This window comes from Acinetobacter amyesii (assembly GCF_023499985.1).
GTDB classification, from domain to species: domain Bacteria; phylum Pseudomonadota; class Gammaproteobacteria; order Pseudomonadales; family Moraxellaceae; genus Acinetobacter; species Acinetobacter amyesii.
In genome coordinates this window covers 1-17,558 of the sequence record NZ_JAMCOU010000032.1, presented here as the reverse complement: position 1 = coordinate 17,558, position 17,558 = coordinate 1, and the positions used below count along the sequence as shown (strand labels likewise).

At 40.1% G+C, this 17,558-nt stretch carries 14 protein-coding genes and 1 rRNA gene; 1 reads left to right on the top strand and 14 read right to left on the bottom strand.

The features are described from left to right. Positions 1-62: 62 nt before the first annotated feature. The 6 genes from filF to filA form a co-directional block, all read right to left on the bottom strand. Positions 63-2,078 carry a putative pilus system protein FilF gene (gene filF / locus M5F03_RS09975; RefSeq protein ID WP_249708228.1) on the bottom strand — a complete coding sequence of 672 codons (2,016 nt, stop codon included), beginning with the start codon at positions 2,076-2,078 and terminating at the stop codon, positions 63-65. A 22-nt stretch (positions 2,079-2,100) separates the two neighbouring features. Then, on the bottom strand, positions 2,101-3,450 hold the full coding sequence (gene filE / locus M5F03_RS09970) for a putative pilus assembly protein FilE (protein ID WP_249708227.1): 1,350 nt from the start codon (positions 3,448-3,450) through the stop codon (positions 2,101-2,103). A gap of 14 nt (positions 3,451-3,464) precedes the next feature. Continuing rightward, positions 3,465-5,129, bottom strand: coding sequence for a putative pilus system OmpP1/FadL family transporter FilD (gene filD, locus M5F03_RS09965; protein WP_111884775.1), 1,665 nt, complete (start codon positions 5,127-5,129; stop codon positions 3,465-3,467). Between the two features lie 12 nt (positions 5,130-5,141). Next, complete coding sequence (gene filC / locus M5F03_RS09960; RefSeq protein WP_078191187.1) at positions 5,142-6,341, bottom strand: putative pilus system protein FilC; 1,200 nt, start codon at positions 6,339-6,341, stop codon at positions 5,142-5,144. Positions 6,342-6,401: 60 nt separating this feature from the next. Next, on the bottom strand, positions 6,402-7,235 hold the full coding sequence (gene filB, locus M5F03_RS09955; RefSeq protein WP_111884773.1) for a putative pilus system C39 family peptidase FilB: 834 nt from the start codon (positions 7,233-7,235) through the stop codon (positions 6,402-6,404). A gap of 197 nt (positions 7,236-7,432) precedes the next feature. Next, positions 7,433-8,389, bottom strand: a complete 957-nt coding sequence (gene filA / locus M5F03_RS09950) for a putative pilus system protein FilA (protein WP_078192372.1) — start codon at positions 8,387-8,389, stop codon at positions 7,433-7,435. A gap of 255 nt (positions 8,390-8,644) precedes the next feature. On the opposite strand from filA, the gene M5F03_RS09945 reads away from it, so the two are divergent. Next, the gene (locus M5F03_RS09945; protein WP_249708226.1) at positions 8,645-9,985 is read left to right on the top strand and encodes an anthranilate synthase component I family protein; all 1,341 of its coding nucleotides are present in this window, start codon (positions 8,645-8,647) and stop codon (positions 9,983-9,985) included. A 105-nt stretch (positions 9,986-10,090) separates the two neighbouring features. On the opposite strand, the gene hisC is transcribed toward M5F03_RS09945, so the two are convergent. The 8 genes from hisC to rrf form a co-directional block, all read right to left on the bottom strand. Next, positions 10,091-11,188 (bottom strand): histidinol-phosphate transaminase, encoded by a 1,098-nt coding sequence (gene hisC, locus M5F03_RS09940; protein WP_249708225.1) that lies wholly within the window; start codon positions 11,186-11,188, stop codon positions 10,091-10,093. A 181-nt stretch (positions 11,189-11,369) separates the two neighbouring features. Beyond that, positions 11,370-12,671 carry a histidinol dehydrogenase gene (gene hisD / locus M5F03_RS09935; RefSeq protein WP_249708224.1) on the bottom strand — a complete coding sequence of 434 codons (1,302 nt, stop codon included), beginning with the start codon at positions 12,669-12,671 and terminating at the stop codon, positions 11,370-11,372. A gap of 200 nt (positions 12,672-12,871) precedes the next feature. After that, positions 12,872-13,573, bottom strand: a complete 702-nt coding sequence (hisG, locus tag M5F03_RS09930) for an ATP phosphoribosyltransferase (RefSeq protein ID WP_249708223.1) — start codon at positions 13,571-13,573, stop codon at positions 12,872-12,874. Continuing rightward, entirely contained in the window at positions 13,573-14,829 is a 1,257-nt protein-coding gene (murA, locus tag M5F03_RS09925) for a UDP-N-acetylglucosamine 1-carboxyvinyltransferase (protein ID WP_249708222.1), read from the bottom strand. Before murA ends, hisG begins: the two co-directional genes overlap by 1 nt. 6 nt (positions 14,830-14,835) lie before the next feature. After that, the gene (gene ibaG / locus M5F03_RS09920) at positions 14,836-15,087 is read right to left on the bottom strand and encodes a BolA family iron metabolism protein IbaG (protein ID WP_180034593.1); all 252 of its coding nucleotides are present in this window, start codon (positions 15,085-15,087) and stop codon (positions 14,836-14,838) included. Between the two features lie 135 nt (positions 15,088-15,222). Beyond that, complete coding sequence (gene hpf, locus M5F03_RS09915) at positions 15,223-15,555, bottom strand: ribosome hibernation-promoting factor, HPF/YfiA family (RefSeq protein WP_078191195.1); 333 nt, start codon at positions 15,553-15,555, stop codon at positions 15,223-15,225. 169 nt (positions 15,556-15,724) lie between these two features. Continuing rightward, on the bottom strand, positions 15,725-17,179 hold the full coding sequence (locus M5F03_RS09910; protein WP_249708221.1) for an RNA polymerase factor sigma-54: 1,455 nt from the start codon (positions 17,177-17,179) through the stop codon (positions 15,725-15,727). Between the two features lie 278 nt (positions 17,180-17,457). Beyond that, a 5S ribosomal RNA gene (gene rrf, locus M5F03_RS09905) occupies positions 17,458-17,558 on the bottom strand; the annotation flags it as partial.

The following is a 17,558-nucleotide window of genomic DNA, read 5'->3' as shown; positions in this document are numbered from 1 at the left end:
GATCTCTTAATTAAAAAAGCCCATCATAAGATGGGCTTTTTTATTTTACTCATATTTGATGATTATTTTGCCTTGATGGTGTAACAAGGAGCCAAATCTAAAGAAATATCACCACCGCTTAACTTCGCCGTTTGAGCCGCAGCAGTATCATTTGGATTCTTTAAGCTATAAATATAACTAAAGCTGGCCAAACTATTCCCCCACTTCACCACTTTATTATCCGAATCTGTCAAAGCAACGCCAGAGGGACGTGTGCCTGCATTGGCATTAATCATATTGTGTAACTGCACTAAAGCACCGCCTACAACCATTGATGTATCCGCTGAAGTTTTCACACTTGAGTTCATTCCAATCAGCGCGCCATCAAGCGTATGGAAATATGGGTCAGCTAAAATCATACGAATCGAAATGGTATTTGGATTAATATTTCCTTCAGGCGTAAAGGTACGGGTTGTCGTTCCGATACGATATTGCTGTACACCTTTGTCATCTTTCATTAACAGTGGGTCAAGCACATCTTTTCCGCTACAGCCTTCCGTCGCGTGTGTAGACAAGTCGACAATTTGGCTATCTTGACGAGTAAATACATCGTCTGGCACGCCAGATTTTATATTTGTGCGAATATCACCATTACGGTCAATCACCACACCCAATTTCACTGTTTTAATCGAAGTATCGGTAAATTTAAAGGTTAAATCTGCATACAACGGGAAGATATAATTTTGTCCAGCGGCAACATTTTCAACAGACTTAAAGACTTTTTTGTCTAAATACGAGAGCGGATAAAGCTTGTATAAATCCATCGTGCCTTTAAATTGCACTTGGTTAATGTTTTGCTCCCAAAGACCTAATTTTTTCTTATCATCGGCCGTCAGAACGTAATCATCTTTTTTAGCCATTAACGTTTTATATAAACTTCCACCTGTACCGACCACCATTTTGTCGGCAAGTAGCGTCCCTTGTTTAATAATCAAAGGGCCAGAGTTGGCTTCTTCTGCATCAAAACGGAAACCCAGAATGCCAGGTTTATCAATTTGCTTGGTAAGCGGATCAATCCAATTGTCCTGTGGCGTTGCTGTTAAACGTGTTGGTCGAACCTGCGTCAAGAGCAAGACATTCACACCACCAATGGTACTTAACTGTTGATCAACTTTGCCCTTCCACTGTAAACCACTACCAAAAGTCATGCCTTGGCGGTCCGTCATTAACATGAAATGACCAAATAAATTGACTTTTGAACTATCGGTCGGCGAACATTCATTTTTGTCACAGCCGACCAGTCCATTTGAACCACTGGCATTGGTAATCACGCCATCAGTTGAGAACAACGCAAACTCTGGCTGGTAAACCGCAGCCGTTGAGATATTCATGAGTTTTGAAACTAAGGTAAATGCGTTTTCATTGCTGACTTCGGACAAGTCTAGCCAAGGTGTAAACAGGTCATTAAATTCCGTATCTGAACTGATACTGAAATCTGCTGTCGCGACATTTCGAGTGATTTGATCAATCAATACTTTATCTGCATTGTTGATATAAACCGCTTGGATATCTGTAGCTGTAACTGCGCTGTTATTTTTCAAAGCCAAGGCTTGAATAATTTTAGCCAAACGCATGGCCACTTTAACTGTTGCGTCGGTATTTGAAATCGTTGCAGCAGGTTTACCCGCGATGCCAGCTGCCAAATCCAATAAGGTCAAGCGTGGAGGTGTCGTGCCACTGGCTACATTTGAAATTTGTTTCAAATCTACTTTACCCAAATCAATTCGACGTGATTTTTCACCTTGAACAAAGAAAGTCACCGTATCGCCAATCTTACAAGCACCTGTCGAAACACCTTCTTTTAGATCAAATAAAGTAATGTAGGTATTTTTAACGTCGCTCGAACAATTAAAATTCAGACCTTCAATTGGATAATCTAAAACGAACTCAACACAGCCTTCGGTATTACTTTTACAAGTACCATTGGTTGTACTGGTATCATAAATTTCAGGATTCACATTTGCACTTTCACCGCCACAGCCACTGAGCGCTGCAACCAATGCCGTTAAAGCAAACGGTAATAAAATTTTATTTTTCATCCTAATTCTCTTTTTTATGTCCTTAACGGATTGCTGTTAATTTAAGTTGGCCTTGATTGGTTAATACGCGACCATCGACGTCAATTGCTGTTGCTAAAGGCGTTAAAAATAAATACTGGCTACCTTTAGGCACTTGAATCACGCCTTCAATTTTTTCATGGTAAAGATGATCCGCTTCACTTTGGTTATTTTTGAATCCACCTGCGCCTTCCATGACACATCCATTTTTGTCTAAAAATACCGCAAATGGCCAATAAAATGTAGGATTTTGTACTTTGGATGCAAATGAATGTATACGAATATTTTGTAATGGTGATTTTAGTTTTACGACTTCATAGTCAAATTCGTCTGATAAAGGCGCTCGAGGCCATAAATTAATATCTTGTGCCAAGTCAAGCTCTTTGGCTTTCTTCATTTTTTTATTTGAAAAACATTGCTGACCTAAACCTTGAATGGTATCAGCTTGTGACACCCGATAATATGATGTGGCTAAAGTGATTGGGCCTGTATCTTCGGGTTGATTACGTTTAAATAAATTATCAATGACGGAGCGACTGACACCTTTTTCACGTTCAATGGTTTGCATCCGCGTTTGCCCCATCTTGCTATCAATAACGCCTTCGGGCATGGTGTAAAAGCGCTTTTTGCCTTCTAAGTTAAACTCTTTATCTTCAAGATATTCATTATTGACATACTTTTCACCAGCCATGGTCGAAAAGCCTTGCTCTTGTTTGGCCTTAGTTAATTGTTTTGACAGATTATTTTCTATGTTTGCATCTAAAGATTGTACGGATTGATCAGTACTGACTACTTTCTCAGCAAGGATCTTTTTCTCGACGACAGGTTTATCTTTTTCAGCTAGAACTGTGGACTGATACGCTTCACGAGGTTGGGTTAGCTCTGATTGCTGTAACTTTTCTGTCCATGCGGTTGAAGGTACCACTTTTGCTGAAATATCTGACGCTTGTACTGACTTTTCAGATTTCGGAACTTTATCACTTGAGACGTCATTAATTTTATCTACTGTGACTACTTTAATTTCATCCCGTTTTTCCTGCTCACGTGCACTTAAACGCTGAGACTTTAGTGGTTCAACAGTCTGTGCTGTTGGACTCGTTTGACGTGTCATCGGTGTCTTGGTTTTAGACGGACTAATGCTTACAGATGGTTGAGTAATTTGTTGTACAGGTTGAGAGTCTATCGTTTTAGCAGTTGGACTTTCTTTAGGTTTCTTTGCTGGTTTTTCTTGCACTTGTACCACCATTGGGCGCCCATCTGGCCCAATAATGGTATGAAACGCTCCAGCGTTGGCATACGACACTTGCACCACAGACAGTGCAAGTAACGTTTTTATGAATAAAATCCTTTCCATTCTGTCTGCTTATCCTACCAACGAGTTCTGTAATTTAATCCTAGGATGGTGATTTTCGTATCGGTTTTTACATTCAGTCCAGCATATGGGTTTAAAAGTAAGTTATTCACACCGGTTAAGTTTGCAAGACTACTAGTATTCGCTGGAATGTTATCTTTACTGCGTAAAAAGCCGATTGATAAATCTAAATCCGTATCTGCATCAAAACGATATCCAATCCCCATACCAAAGAGCTGCGCACCATTAATTGGGACCATAGTATTTCGCTTACCATCAGGAATAGAGGTACTCCGTGGTTCATAGCCTGCACGTAATTTCAAACGGTCTGTTGCAGAATATTCAATACCAATACCCCAGTTCCAAGGCGACGTAAATTTCAAAGGTAAAGCCAAAGAATTATCGGTCACATTTTCAGATAATAATTTTGCAATTTTCAGCGCTGAAATTTGACGGTCGAATTCAAAACGGAATTTGTCCCAAGCACGATAATCGGTCCAGCCCACATCAAAATTGATTTGTAAATCAGGCATGACCTTATATTTGATCCCGGCCTGTACGTGCTGGGGATACTCAAAATCCATCGAAACCAAACCCGACTCCGAGTTAGGCACGGCATTTGGGAAACCTAAAATGGCAGCTAAAATTTGACCTGTTGGTGATGACATTAATCCCTTAATCATCTCCTGAGGCGCTTTTGCATTATGAATGCGATAACGGCCTTTCATGCGCATTTTCGCAGCGCTTTGGTACACCATACCAAAACTAAAATCTTCGCGTGGCTCCCACAAAACCCCTAAGTTATAACTTGGGCTCAGTGACTGCTCTAAAGCCAATTCCATCTGACCAAATTTGCCAAATGGGTTCATCCCTTCTTCGGTATTACACATCCCCAATAGCAAGATGTCGGTAATAATGTCCGAATTTTCCTTGAATGGTGTACAGACGACTTCATCAATCATCCTTAACATGCCGATCAACTCATTGGGAAATCGTAGATCTGATTTCAATCCAATGGCTTGATAGGACATCCCTACACCACCACCAATCGATAGCTCATCACTAACTTGATAACCCACAGTTGGCGATAGATAAGTAATACGCTCTAGAGCAACTTGTTGCCCCATGAAATTACCTGGGTTGCCATTTTCAGCACCAAAACCTGCAATCAAAGGCGCATAAACGGCTGATGCAAATGTTGCTTTTGAACCCGGTGGATTGTAGGCAATCCCCATCGTTGGTGCGGCAATGGGTTGGCCAGCACCAAAATCCACCATTTTTTTTAAGACAGGTACATATAGGGATGCATATTCAACATCACCAGAAACCTTATCTTTAAAGTCCGTACAGATATCTGCCGTTACTTCAGGGCCATCATTACAGACCATTGGGTCATCAGAATAACCAAAGACGTTATAACCCGCAGGGACGGTAAATTCACGTTGAATATCAAAGTTTGCAATGATCCCCTGCATATCGGTTTGCAAACCTTCAATTTTAGTTAATGCTGCAGGGTTAAAATGCACGGCACTAATCCCCGGAGGATCAGCAGTCACTGCATTCCCTAATGCAAGTGACCGTACATCAACTGAAAGGTTGGTACCCAATTGTGCAAAAGCAGCACTAGAACAGCCCGTTAAAACGATCGCACTAAAAAGTGGGCTGAGTCGAATTTTACGCATACGACAGCCCTCTTAACGAAGTTTTTTTCCAAAACCTAGAATATCTAACGGGAAAGAAAGTCCTAAAGACACATCTGGTGCATCTTCAGTTAAACCTAGCCCCACCGTACCGTTCACAATCGTATCTGGAGATACACGTACACCTAAAGAAATCGCGAGAGTTGAGCTGGTTTGGTCTGCAGGTGAATAGGATTCGCCACTGCTATATGTAAATTCTGCGCCGGTGTTGAAACTTTGTTGATATGACATGGTGAGGGAAACATCGTAGTTAAACGAGTATGCAAAACCGAATGCAAAACCACCACTAATTCCCGGTTCAAACTCTTCAATGACACGCGTACCACGACGTTGGTTTAAACCCGTTTCTTTGAAACCATAGTTAGCTGAAACAGATGCAAACAACACAACGGGGTCAATATATTTACGCGTACTCGCACCGATACCTGCCGAATAGTAACCTTTACCTGTTGCTAGATCATTTACTGCATTGACTTCGTATGGACTATCACCTGTTTTCGTAGACAAATTACCAAATAAAATCAGTGGCAAACGACCTTGCTTCAATGGGAATGGTTCCCAACGTGCGCCTAAAGAAATATCCCCTAAACCAGCAGTTGAAGTATCTTTTAATAAATCAGTTTTCGCCACTAAAGGCACAGATGCAGAGAATGTCAAATTGTCCATTACACCGTATTGCACGGTAAATGTATTGGTCATTGAATGTGTGGCATTCTCTTGTACACGGAGTTGATAAAGTTGGCCTTGTGCCATTTCCATATCAAGTTGAGTATCACGGTAATAAGTATAATCGATATCGTAAAAAGATGATATTTCACCTTTTTTAATCAATGAATACTGACGTTCATTCGAGCTAAATACTTCCTGTAAGTTAGCTTCTTGACTCGCATCACCCTCTTGCTGTTGAAGTGCTGTCGATGCCTTTTCAGTGGCAGTAGCACTTTCTACTTGTGGTGCCTCAGCTTGTACTGGCTCTTCAACAGATTCATACTGTCCAATTTCTGGCTCGGCAGCAGCTTCTTGTGCAGTATCAGCTTGAGTTACAGCAGCAGGAGATACAGACTCTTCTACGACTGTCTCTTGTTCAACCGGATCATATTCTCCAAGGCTTGGCTCTTCAGCTGCATAGGCAACCCCCATCACCACCTGAATACTCATGGCTAGTAGTGTTTTGTTCATCCATTTACGATTCATGTTCCTTCCCACCGTTTTTATTTTTTTAATCCTGACACTTTGTTATACGCATTCATCTAATTATTTACTCTTGTAGTAAAGCCTTAGAAAGTTGTAATTCGATTTACCATAAGACTCCGACTCTTCATTCATGTTTTTATCAAGTCGTATCGTAGATGCCTTGTCTGCAATTTTTTCCATGTAAAACTGCGGATATTGAATATCAACCAATGCATAACGGTTCACGGTTGCATCTTCAACATGTCGCAAGTCTGAATCTTGCAAAGCTAATAAATTTTTACGTTGCTCAGGCGCAACGTTGATTAAGAATAATGTGTTGTTTTCCCATATTTCTTGGAATCTAACTTCATCGAAACTGATATTGCCCAGTGCTGGATCTGCAACATAAACACGCCCATCTTTATAGGCTTTAAAAACCACAAAATGTTTAAAACCAGCATATGAAATGGGAACAATCGCAGGCTGACCTTGCTTAACTAGATCTGAAAACTCACCTTTGTAGCCCCCACTGTCTAGCCCCACAGCAGCGACAAAACGTTTCATGTCTAATAAGGAGAAACTTCGACGTTCGATGATTTTTTCAGTTTCACCAAATTTCAGCAAACCATTCATGGTCTGTTGTTCAGTTAGCTGTGTCCCGACATAACCATTTAATAAAGTGGTTAAGGCTGCTGAACCACAACTGTAGTCATAAGCTTGCCGAACGATGCCTCGAAATTGATCTTCTATGGCAGGTTTAATTTTTACAGATTCACGGTGCATCCGAGTAAAGGAATCATTTCGTGAATCCAATGTTTCGGTATAGTGAACTGTTCCAACTGGCTTTTCTTTTAAATCAAAGGACTCTTTGGCAAAGTAATACATCAATGCCGAGCCTACTGCTATCTCTAACATATCTTCTAACTTTTAGTTATCGGCAATGATGTGCCTTTTTTCATTATTTTTTAGAGCTATTGCTCTACATCCATGTATTATGCAAGATACCTTTTTTTTTATAAAAAAACAGCATTTTTTTATGCTTTATTGGGTCATTCCGCACTTTTTTGTAAAAAAAAGCGCGTGATCAACACGCGCCTTATTTTTATTCTAAATTACTTACTAGAAATTGTAATTACAGAACCTTGGTTATATACACCCATTGCTGGGCTGTAGAACGTTTGTAAGCCTTGAACTTCGATATCACCAATTGAACCAGCGTCTTTACTTCCTAAATGAATACCTTTCACATAGTTATCAATTGGACCAGAGTTGCTTACCATTTGAATATAACCATTGTTTGTGCCTTCTTTACCATAAACACGAACATCTTGGTTAATCGTTAAGTCAGTTTTATTAGCATCAGCAACTTTGATGCTTTCGATAAAGATTTCACCTGCTTCGCGTGTAGCCGTTTTAGTTGATGCATCTAGGATACCCAGATCTTTAATTTCTAAGCCACCAACCATTGTCGTACTCAGTTTAATCATTGCACCTTGTGGAGCAGCACCCAACTGAACATTTGCAGTCATTGGACCCGTTTTTAGAGAAAGGCCAGATAAAATTGCATTGTAGTTGTTATCGTCACCACCACGGCGAATGCCTGTAGTACCCGCTGTACCAGATGCTGTTACGCCAATTTCACCGATTTTGATATCTAAACCAGAAACATCAGCTGCGATGTTAATGAATGCACCATTTGCACCAGTACCAGCATCAGTATCAATACGTAAATCAGCTAAATTGCGAGAAGCTAGAAGATAAGCCCCACCGTTATCATAGTTTGCACCAATAACGATACCTTTATTTTCTAAAGGATCACCAGCTTTCTTGTTACCTTGAATAACGATCGCACCAGCAGTACTTGTACCGCCCTTAGCTGTATCCGTTAAACCGTCGTTATCGTGAATGAAAAGTTTTTCAATTTCAATTTTAGAGATACCAATCCCGATGTTAATACCATCTTGACCAGTGGTTGAACTAAGTGCAGCATCGTCCATTGCTTGCATAGCCATAGCATTCGCACTAAATGCGATTGAAGAAACTAGAGCTAATTTAGTGAAATTTTTCATACGGTACTCTCCCAAGAGTATTTATTTTTTTTGATTTTCAACCACTCGATTTATTCAGCTGTAATATTATTTTGTGACAACTGCTAAATCTTTCCTTGAGTTGTTTGCTCGCTCGATTAAATTATATCCAAGCTGAAATTTGTTCAACTGTCGTTGGTCGCAATCTAATTCTTACCGATAAACGGTATTTGCAAGCCAAATGAATTAGGAATGGTATAAAATCCATTTTAGTCTTTAAATTTAATTTCTCTGTTGATGCAAAAACCAATTTCTTTTAAAAAATTTATTCTCAAACAAACTGTTAGTGCTCAAAAAATTTTGCAAGCGCTTGCGCCCTTGCCACATGTGATTTTTTTAGAAGATCAAAACCAACCTTTTATTTGCTTTTTGGCAAATCAATATCAACAATTGAAGAATGATGAACTTAAAGCTTATGTCCGTACCAATTTAGATCAATATGAGGAATCTGATACTCAGCCCTTGCAAAATATTGCCTTCCAAGATTTATGTTCAAACTTAGGCAGCGGGTTTTCTGGGGGCTGGGCTGGTTTTATTAGCTATGATTATGCAGCGCAGCAACAGATTTCCTTGCACGCCAAAGCGCAACCTCGCTTGTTTTTAGGACAATTTTCCAGTTTTTTAAAATTAGAGAATGATGGTTGGTATTTTTATAGTTCAGATCATTCTGCAGCTAAGATTTACGACTACATTGATCAGTTCATTCAAACAGAGATCACTCAGAATCAATTTAAATTAAGACAAAAATGTACTGCAAGATGGTCTAAGTCAGACTACACGAAAGCCTTTGATCAAGTGCAGGAATATATTAAAGTGGGTGATTGCTATCAAATTAATTTAACCCAAGAGTTCACAGCTCAAGCAAACGGTTCACTCTTAGATACCGCTCAAGAATTTTGGTCACTGACTGATGCACCATATTCAGGCTACTTACGTATTAATGATTTTGAAATTTTAAGTTGTTCGCCTGAACTTTTTATAGATTTTAAGCCTGAACGCAAAATTATTACTAAGCCAATCAAGGGCACGATGCCTCGCTATGAAGATCCAATTTTAGATGAGCAGTCAAAACAACGGTTAAAATCATCTGAAAAAGACATGGCTGAGAATGTCATGATTGTCGATTTACTGCGTAATGATTTGAGTGTTTATGCAAAAACAGGTTCTGTAAAAACACCTAAACTTTTTGATATTGAAAGTTTTAATCAAGTGCATCACATGGTCAGTGAAGTTGAAGCCGTGCTGAAAACAGATGTAAACCCTTTTGAGGTTCTGATGTCGGCACTGCCGGGCGGTTCGATTACCGGTGCACCTAAAATCCGTGCGATGCAAATTATTAATGAACTTGAAGGTGCTCCACGCGGTGCCTATTGCGGCTCAATGGGTTATTTTAATCACGACGGCACGGGTTCTTGGAATATTTTGATCCGCTCTATTCAAAAATACCAAGATCAGGTTTCGCTGTGGGCAGGCGGCGGAATCACCATCGCATCTGATTGCGATGCTGAATATCAAGAATGTTTTGATAAAGTCGAAGCGATGCTGGATTTGTTAAATACGTGGTATACGCCAGATTAAACAAAAAAGCGATTCAATTGAATCGCTTTTTTGATCTATCTATCCCAACTTCCTTTTAAATAAGGAAGATTAGGCTAGATTTACATTTCGCGGAGATTGCAAAGATTAAGCCAAAATATCCTTTTTCAAAGTATCTACAAGGCGCTGATTTTGTTCATCTGTACCAATGGTGATACGAAGGAATTGATTAATCCGCGGCTTATTAAAATAACGCACGATAATTCCGCGTTCGCGCAATTCAGCAGCCAACTCACCTGCATCTTTATTAGGCAATGAGGCAAAAATAAAGTTTGCCGCAGACGGCAATACCTTAAAGCCCAGCTCAGACAGCTGACCTACAAGTTTTTCACGGCTCGCGATCACCTTGGCATTTTGCGCTTCAAAATACGCTTGATCCTCAAATGACGCCACGGCTGCTGCAATCGCAAAACGGTCCATCGGATAAGAGTTAAAGCTGTTTTTTACCGCTTCAAGCGCTGCGATTAAATGCGGCTGCGCGATCGCGAAACCAACGCGCAAACCGGCAAGTGAACGCGACTTAGACGTCGTTTGACAAACAACAAGGTTTTCATATTTGGCAACCAAAGCTACAGCAGATTCCGCACCGAAATCGACATACGCTTCATCAATCACAACCACTGAATTTGGATTAGCTTGCAGGACTTCCTCAATTGCAGACAAACCTAAAGCAATGCTAGTAGGCGCATTCGGATTGGTAATGATGATGCCGCCATTTGGCTGTTTATAGTCATCCACCACTATTTCAAAGTCATCGTTCAGCGGCAAAATTTTAGTATTGGCAGCTATACCAAAAAATTGGCTATATACCGGATAAAAACTGTAGGTAATATCTGGATACAGAACCGGCAGTTCTTGCACAAAAAAGGCTTTAAAAATGTGCGCCAGCACCTCGTCCGATCCATTACCGACAAAAACCTGCTCAACAGGCACATGCTGCTGTTTTGCAATCGCTTGCTTTAACTCAGACGCATCTGGATCTGGATATAAACGTAAAACATCAGCAGAATTTGCCAATACTTTTTGTACTGCGTCCACTACTTTTGGCGATGGCGGATATGGGTTTTCATTGGTATTGAGTTTTAAAATATTTTGGATTTTAGGCTGTTCACCCGGTGTGTACGGTTCTAATTCACGTACATCAGGGCTCCAAAAACGCATTTGTTCAGCGGTAATATTTGGCATTTTATTTTGCTCTTTTTCACCCTCTCCTAACCTCTCTTGCACTTCGCTTTAAAGGAATCCTTAAAGCTCGTTCAGGGAGAGGAATATTCATTTTATGAGATTTCCCCTTTCCTTTCAGGAGAGGGTTAGGGAGAGGTTTATAGTTTTGGAAAACTAAGTTTTTCACCTAGTCTATATTTTATTACTGATAACGATAGCGTGCTGAACGCGCATGTGCATCTAAGTTTTCCTGCTGCGCTAATGTATCAGCCGTTTTCGCTAAAGTTTTCACGCCATCTTCAGAACACATGATTAAACTTGAGCGCTTTTGGAAATCATAAACACCGAGCGGCGATGAGAAACGCGCTGTGCCGGAGGTTGGCAACACGTGGTTTGGACCTGCACAATAATCACCAATCGCTTCTGGTGTATAACGCCCCATGAAGATTGCGCCGGCATGGCGGATATCTTCAGCCATTTCCTGCGCTTCATCTAAGCACAGCATCAAATGTTCAGGCGCAACTTGGTTAATCAATTCGGCGCCTTCCGCTCGGTCTTTGACTAAAACCAATGCGCCGCGGTTTTCGATTGAAGTTCGCGCAATATCTGCTTTAGGCAAAGCTCCTAAATGCTTTTCAATCCATTGTTCTACTTGATCTAAAAGATCTGCATCTGGCGTAATGAACACCGCTTGAGCCACAGTGTCATGTTCCGCTTGCGACAACAAATCCATCGCCAGCCATTCAGCATTGTTTTGACCTTCTGCATAGACCAAAATTTCGGATGGCCCTGCAATCATATCAATGCCAACTTGACCAAATACCGCACGTTTTGCTGCAGCAACAAAACGGTTACCCGGGCCTGTGATTTTATCTACAGATGGGATGGTTTCTGTACCGTAAGCCAATGCTGCAACCGCTTGCGCGCCGCCAATGGTAAATACACGGTGTACGCCGGCCAAATAAGCTGCCGCCAAAACCAATGGATTTAAATCGCCATTCGGCGCAGGCACCACCATAATAATTTCAGGCACGCCAGCAACATGCGCAGGTACAGCATTCATCAATACAGAAGACGGATAAGAAGCTAAACCGCCTGGCACATAGATACCTACACGGTCCAGCGGTGTGACCTTTTGACCAAGGGTATTTCCTAAAGCATCAACATAGGTCCAGCCGTCTTGCTTTTGTGCTTGGTGAAATTCACGAACACGGTTCGCAGCAAGTTCTAAGGCTTCACGCACTTCTGAACTTAAACCCTCAAATGCTGCTTTCAGTTGTGCTTGTGTCAGCTCTAATTCTGAGAATTGATGCGCTGGATGTCGATCGAACTGCTGTGTCAATTTAAGAACATGAGCATCACCATGCTGACGAACATCAGCAATGATTTGGTCAACGGTTTTTAAAAGTTCTGGATCATTCACAGTTTCAAAAGCCAACAAGTCAGCAAAAGCTTGCTTGAAGTTTTGATCTTGAGTCGATAAACGTCGCATCAATTTACCCACAAGGTAATCTATTGGAAAAGATTAGTTTACCTGTTTTAGCGCAGCTTGTGGACATCTATCGCATGTGTTCATGTGGAGTTTTATTGAAAATAACTTCGTTAAAATTGGTGAAAATACAGTTTTATCATTATTTTTTAGTTTTCATAAAAAAACCGCCCAGATTTGAGCGGTTTGATCAGCATAGCTAGAAACTTAACAACTTATGATTTTTTTGCTTGCTCGCGTTCTTCCACGGCTTTTTCTAGCTGTGCAAGAATTGGGTTCAACAAAGTTTGCTTACGTTTAAAGCTTGCTTTGTTCACGATTAAACGTGAAGACACTTTACAGATTTCTTCCAAAGGCTCTAAACCATTGGCACGTAAAGTATTCCCTGTATCCACAACATCGACGATGTAATCACCTAAACCAACCAAAGGTGCAAGTTCCATTGAACCATAAAGTTTGATCACATCAACTTGCTCGCCTAAGCTTGCATAATATTGACGGGTTAAATTGACGTACTTGGTTGCAATCTTTAAACGACCTTTCGGACGAACCATGCCGACTTTACCAGCCGTCATTAACTTACAGTTGGCAATTTTTAAGTCCAATGGTTCATATACATTTTGTGCACCATGCTCCATCAGCACATCTTTACCTGCCACCCCAATATCTGCAGCACCATTTTCAACATAAGTTGGTACATCAGAAGCACGTAAAATTAAAATACGTACGTGCTTATGGGTCGTTGGAAAAATTAACTTACGAGATTTATCCGGATCTTCCAATAAGTTAATGCCAGCTGTTTCTAACAATGGCAAAGTTTCTTTTAAGATACGTCCCTTACTTAATGCTAAAGTTAAACCATGATCAAAATTGCCCATTACGTCAAAATTGGGATCATCGTTTCTCATATCGCTCATTAACTTACTCGCTTAATTTGGGCACCTAAACCTTGTAACTTCGCTTCAACATCTTCATAACCACGGTCAATATGATAGATACGGTCAATCAACGTTTCCCCATCAGCGGCAAGTGCTGCTAAAACCAATGAGAAAGAAGCTCGTAAATCAGTTGCCATCACCGGTGCAGCAGATAATTTCTCTACACCTGTAACAACAGCATCATTACCTTCAACCTGAATATTGGCACCCATACGTGCTAATTCAGGCACATGCATGAAACGGTTTTCAAAAATCGTTTCTGAAATTGTGGCAAAACCACGACCAATTGCATTCACCGCCATCAGCTGTGCTTGCATATCGGTAGGAAATTCTGGATGTGGTAAAGTCTGGAAACTTACTGCTTTCGGGCGCTTACCCATCATATCCAGTTCAATCCAATCTTCGCCGCGCGTAACTTCCGCGCCCATTTCTTCAAATTTATCCAGTACAGACTCCAACAAGTTTGGATCTGTATGCGTGGTTTTGATTTTACCGCCAGTTATTGCCGCAGCAGCAAGATAAGAACCTGTCTCGATACGATCTGCAACAACGGCATATTCACAGCCATGTAAGCTTTCAACACCTGTAACAACCAAAGTATCTGTGTCTAAACCTTTGATTTTTGCACCCATCTTGATCAACATATTAGCAAGATCAGTAATCTCGGGTTCACGAGCCGCGTTACGAATCGTGGTGACACCGTCTGCAAGAACCGCAGCAGTTAGAATATTTTCAGTACCACCAACTGTGACCATATCAAAGACAACTTCGCCACCTTTTAGACGACCATCCACTTTGGCATGCACATAGCCAGCTTCAACTTCAATTTCAGCACCAAGTGCTTCTAAAGCTTTTAAATGTTGATCTACAGGGCGTGAACCAATTGCACATCCACCCGGCAAAGACACTTTTGCACTACCATAGCGCGCCAATAACGGCCCAAGCACCAAAATAGATGCACGCATGGTTTTCACGAGTTCATATGGTGCAAATTGGTTATCTAAGCTAGAAGTATCTGCCTTAACCGTATCACCTTCATAACTGATTTGAACACCTAAACCTGCAATCAATTTCACTAAGGTGTTCACATCTTTTAGATTTGGAACATTGGTTAATGTAATAGGTGTATCCGCAAGGATAGTTGCAGCGAGTAATGGCAATGCAGCATTTTTCGCACCAGAAATACGAACTTCACCTTCGAGCTTAGTACCGCCCTGAATCAGAAATTTATCCATTAATTATTAAGCTCCGAATAAGCTTGCTTTGCGCCATTCTTCTTTGGTCATTGCACGAATTGTTACTGCATGTACTTCACCGCTGGCAATGTAGGAGTTCAAAGGTGCATAAACAGATTGTTGACGAGCAACAGGACGTTTGCCTTCAAATTGATCATCGACGATGCGTAGATCATATTTGCCGCCTTGCCCACTAACTGCAACCTCAGCTTCTGGAAAAGCAGCTTTTAAAATTTCAGTGAGCTGTTCACTATTCATCACAAGACCCCATATAGGACTAACGGTGTAAAACCCGTCATTTTACTATAAATCTAAAAAATAATTCATTAGTCACATACATTATATATATAAAAAAAGAGGTTATAAAAAACCTCTTTTTGTACAATGTACAATCTAAACCGTTAAAGGCATATAAATGAGCTGCATTTTTCGATGTTTATGCAATTGTTTTTTTAATTTTTCAGACAATTTTTTGATCGAGGTATACATATCATCAGCGCAAGCTTGCGCAAAAAGTTCGGTCCCGGGTAATCGTATAATCGCTTCTGCAATATGATTATCACTGCCTTTTTTTGAACGTTTATCAACTTGATGATCTTTAGTCAACTTAACTTGCATACTATTGACCTGATCTAAATGTTTGGTCATTTCCGCAAATTTAAGACGAATATTTTCTTCTATTGCTGGCGTAATTGTTAAATGGTGGCCACGAATTGTAATCTGCATAATTCTATCCCTCACCTTCTTTCAGGACCTGAAAAGTTCAAGCCGAATTATCCAACTCAATATGCGAAGCATACATTTACACGATCAGATCATTTCGGCTATTCCTTATAAAAAAAAGAGATTCATTATTTCGTCATAATGAACCTCTAGAATAGTCAGATTTTCAAATTTAGATCAACACTTTTCGCTCTGAAGATGATGGAATATGTAACGATTCACGATACTTCGCAACCGTACGACGAGCAACATCAATACCTTCTGCATTAAGCAACACTGCAATTGCATTATCAGACAAAGGTTTACGTGTATTTTCTTCTGCAATCAACTTTTTAATTTTTGCACGGATTGCAGTCGAAGACGCTTCCCCACCCGATGACGTTCCAACATGACTTGAGAAGAAGTATTTCAACTCAAATAATCCACGTGGTGTGAGCATATATTTATTTGTAGTTACACGGGAAACTGTGGATTCATGGAGTACAACTTCTTCCGCAATATCACGCAGTACCAAAGGCTTCATTGCCTCAGGCCCTTGTTCAAAGAATGCTCGTTGATGCTCAACAATACAAGTTGCCACTTTTAATAAAGTTTTATGTCGTTCATCAATGCTTTTAATGAAATTCTTAGCTTCAAGCATTTGATTACGTAAATATTGATTGTCATCGCTTTGATCAGCACGCTTGATCATATTGGCATAAAAAGAATTTACCCGTAGTTTTGGCATTACATCAGGATTTAATTGAACCAACCAATGTTCATTCTTTTTTAAGACCACAACATCTGGAATTTGATAGTCTGAATCTTTATCTTCAAATTCTTGCCCTGGATGTGCCTTTAATGTTTTTAACAAAGAAATGGCTAGTTTAAGCTGTTCCGTATTTAAACCGGTTTGCTTAATCAACTTGGGTAATTCATTACTAATCAGCAATTCATAATTTTTCAATAATAAAATAGCTTCATATCGATATTCGATATGCTCAGGAAGATTTTCAACTTGTACCATTAGACATTCAGCAAGATTGCGTGAGCCTACCCCCACAGGATCTAGACGCTGAATATGCTTTAAAACCACCAAAACTTCGTCATCTTCGACTTCTTCTTCATAATCCATAGAGTCTAAAAGATGCTGAACCGATTGGGTAATTTCATTTAATTCACAATCTAAAAAACCTTTGTTATCTAATGCATCGATAATACAGTGTGCAATTAATTTATCGATCATAGAAAAGTGTAAAAGATTAACTTGCTCAAGCATATGCGCTTGTAAACTTTGATGACCCTGACGATTATCTTCGCGCTCTTCAAACTCAGCAGCACCTAAACTTGTGGGTTGATGGGTATAAACATCATCCCACTCCGTATCTACCGGTAACTCATCAGGTAAATGATCGGCATTTAATTCATTGGTTAAGTCTTTATTGTCCCTTTCTTGCTCTTGTAAGCTATTCAAACTTTCAACGGTATTTTGTTCTTCTACTTTCTCTAATAGAGGATTACTGTCAAGTTGGATTTGAATTTCTTGTTCCAACTCCAAACTTGAAAGCTGTAATAAACGAATGGCTTGTTGTAATTGAGGTGTTAATGATAAGGAATTGGCAACCTTTAACCCCATCGCTAATTTCATTAATAACTCCCCCTATAATTAACCGCACTTTATAAGCAATTTTTATGCCGTTTTATTTTTTATAGCATAATTTTGAACAGAACGCCCGATTTTTTGTCTTTTTTAGACTCATTATTCAGCTAATTTATTCTTTTATTAGGAACAATTCACCTTATAAATGAATTATTTAATTAGATATATTATTAATTTCATTCTATTTCCCTCTCCATTTTCTTTCCCTTTTTCCTCACGCATAAAAAAACACCCCCTGCACTAGTCAGGGGGTGTTTCGAATAATGAGCTGGCGATGACTTACTCTCACATGGGTAACCCCACACTACCATCAGCGCTAAGAGGTTTCACTTCTGAGTTCGGGAAGGGATCAGGTGGTTCACTCTTG

Excerpts from the sequence above, each read along its gene's own strand:
- filF (WP_249708228.1), bottom strand. The coding sequence starts at position 2,078 with ATGAAAAATAAAATTTTATTACCGTTTGCTTTAACGGCATTGGTTGCA.
- hpf (WP_078191195.1), bottom strand. The coding sequence starts at position 15,555 with ATGCAGATTACAATTCGTGGCCACCATTTAACAATTACGCCAGCAATA.
- hisG (WP_249708223.1), bottom strand. The coding sequence starts at position 13,573 with ATGAGCGATATGAGAAACGATGATCCCAATTTTGACGTAATGGGCAAT.
- filB (WP_111884773.1), bottom strand. The coding sequence starts at position 7,235 with ATGTTAGAGATAGCAGTAGGCTCGGCATTGATGTATTACTTTGCCAAA.
- filC (WP_078191187.1), bottom strand. The coding sequence starts at position 6,341 with ATGAATCGTAAATGGATGAACAAAACACTACTAGCCATGAGTATTCAG.
- murA (WP_249708222.1), bottom strand. The coding sequence starts at position 14,829 with ATGGATAAATTTCTGATTCAGGGCGGTACTAAGCTCGAAGGTGAAGTT.
- filD (WP_111884775.1), bottom strand. The coding sequence starts at position 5,129 with ATGCGTAAAATTCGACTCAGCCCACTTTTTAGTGCGATCGTTTTAACG.
- ibaG (WP_180034593.1), bottom strand. The coding sequence starts at position 15,087 with ATGAATAGTGAACAGCTCACTGAAATTTTAAAAGCTGCTTTTCCAGAA.
- filA (WP_078192372.1), bottom strand. The coding sequence starts at position 8,389 with ATGAAAAATTTCACTAAATTAGCTCTAGTTTCTTCAATCGCATTTAGT.
- M5F03_RS09945 (WP_249708226.1), top strand. The coding sequence starts at position 8,645 with ATGCAAAAACCAATTTCTTTTAAAAAATTTATTCTCAAACAAACTGTT.
- hisC (WP_249708225.1), bottom strand. The coding sequence starts at position 11,188 with ATGCCAAATATTACCGCTGAACAAATGCGTTTTTGGAGCCCTGATGTA.
- M5F03_RS09910 (WP_249708221.1), bottom strand. The coding sequence starts at position 17,179 with ATGAAATTAGCGATGGGGTTAAAGGTTGCCAATTCCTTATCATTAACA.
- filE (WP_249708227.1), bottom strand. The coding sequence starts at position 3,450 with ATGGAAAGGATTTTATTCATAAAAACGTTACTTGCACTGTCTGTGGTG.